This window comes from Psychrobacter sp. FME13 (assembly GCF_014861395.1).
Taxonomy (GTDB): Bacteria; Pseudomonadota; Gammaproteobacteria; order Pseudomonadales; family Moraxellaceae; genus Psychrobacter.
In genome coordinates, this window is sequence record NZ_RRYV01000267.1 from 1 (window position 1) to 1,932 (window position 1,932).

Genomic DNA, 1,932 nt, shown 5'->3' on the forward strand with positions numbered 1-1,932 from the left:
CTAACTATAAAAATTATCATTTACTCAGCAGAAAAACTCAAAGTTAATTCATTACGAACATAATTTTAAGCGATTTGCTAGATAAATGAGCCAAGATTAGAAGTCATCTTCCTATTTATAGGTAAAGGCTTCAGATAGATTAAACTGAAGAGTTTGATCATGGCTCAGATTGAACGCTGGCGGCAGGCTTAACACATGCAAGTCGAGCGGAAACGATGATAGCTTGCTATCAGGCGTCGAGCGGCGGACGGGTGAGTAACACTTAGGAATCTACCTAGTAGTGGGGGATAGCTCGGGGAAACTCGAATTAATACCGCATACGACCTACGGGAGAAAGGGGGCAGTTTACTGCTCTCGCTATTAGATGAGCCTAAGTCGGATTAGCTAGATGGTGGGGTAAAGGCCTACCATGGCGACGATCTGTAGCTGGTCTGAGAGGATGATCAGCCACACCGGGACTGAGACACGGCCCGGACTCCTACGGGAGGCAGCAGTGGGGAATATTGGACAATGGGGGCAACCCTGATCCAGCCATGCCGCGTGTGTGAAGAAGGCCTTTTGGTTGTAAAGCACTTTAAGCAGTGAAGAAGACCATATGGTTAATACCCATATGCGATGACATTAGCTGCAGAATAAGCACCGGCTAACTCTGTGCCAGCAGCCGCGGTAATACAGAGGGTGCAAGCGTTAATCGGAATTACTGGGCGTAAAGCGAGCGTAGGTGGCTTGATAAGTCAGATGTGAAATCCCCGGGCTTAACCTGGGAACTGCATCTGATACTGTTAAGCTAGAGTAGGTGAGAGGGAAGTAGAATTTCAGGTGTAGCGGTGAAATGCGTAGAGATCTGAAGGAATACCGATGGCGAAGGCAGCTTCCTGGCATCATACTGACACTGAGGCTCGAAAGCGTGGGTAGCAAACAGGATTAGATACCCTGGTAGTCCACGCCGTAAACGATGTCTACTAGTCGTTGGGTCCCTTGAGGACTTAGTGACGCAGCTAACGCAATAAGTAGACCGCCTGGGGAGTACGGCCGCAAGGTTAAAACTCAAATGAATTGACGGGGGCCCGCACAAGCGGTGGAGCATGTGGTTTAATTCGATGCAACGCGAAGAACCTTACCTGGTCTTGACATATCTAGAATCCTGCAGAGATGCGGGAGTGCCTTCGGGAATTAGAATACAGGTGCTGCATGGCTGTCGTCAGCTCGTGTCGTGAGATGTTGGGTTAAGTCCCGCAACGAGCGCAACCCTTGTCCTTAGTTACCAGCGGGTTAAGCCGGGAACTCTAAGGATACTGCCAGTGACAAACTGGAGGAAGGCGGGGACGACGTCAAGTCATCATGGCCCTTACGACCAGGGCTACACACGTGCTACAATGGTAGGTACAGAGGGCAGCTACACAGCGATGTGATGCGAATCTCAAAAAGCCTATCGTAGTCCAGATTGGAGTCTGCAACTCGACTCCATGAAGTAGGAATCGCTAGTAATCGCGGATCAGAATGCCGCGGTGAATACGTTCCCGGGCCTTGTACACACCGCCCGTCACACCATGGGAGTTGATTGCACCAGAAGTGGTTAGCCTAACCTTCGGGGAGGCGATCACCACGGTGTGGTTGATGACTGGGGTGAAGTCGTAACAAGGTAGCCGTAGGGGAACCTGCGGCTGGATCACCTCCTTATAGATGACATTCGGTCAGCAAGAATTCACAACAAGTTGTTCTTTAGTTTAAGCTAGTATTTATTAGCTTTTGCCTTTGTAGGCATACAAAGGCCTGTAGCTCAGCTGGTTAGAGCACCGTGTTGATAACGCGGGGGTCGGCAGTTCAAGTCTGCCCAGGCCTACCATTATTTTACGGGGCCATAGCTCAGTTGGTAGAGCGCCTGCCTTGCACGCAGGAGGTCAACGGTTCGACTCCGTTTGGCTCCACCAT

General features: G+C 50.3%; 2 tRNA genes and 1 rRNA gene. All 3 read left to right on the plus strand.

The features are described 5' to 3' along the window. Nucleotides 1-141: 141 nt before the first annotated feature. The 3 genes from EI164_RS15830 to EI164_RS15840 all read left to right on the plus strand — a co-directional run bounded on the left by EI164_RS15830 (nt 142) and on the right by EI164_RS15840 (nt 1,931). Nucleotides 142-1,680 (plus strand): 16S ribosomal RNA (locus tag EI164_RS15830). An 89-nt stretch (nt 1,681-1,769) separates the two neighbouring features. Next, nucleotides 1,770-1,846: transfer RNA gene (locus EI164_RS15835), tRNA-Ile, on the plus strand. Between the two features lie 9 nt (nt 1,847-1,855). Continuing rightward, nucleotides 1,856-1,931 (plus strand) — tRNA-Ala (locus tag EI164_RS15840). Nucleotide 1,932: the final 1 nt, after the last annotated feature.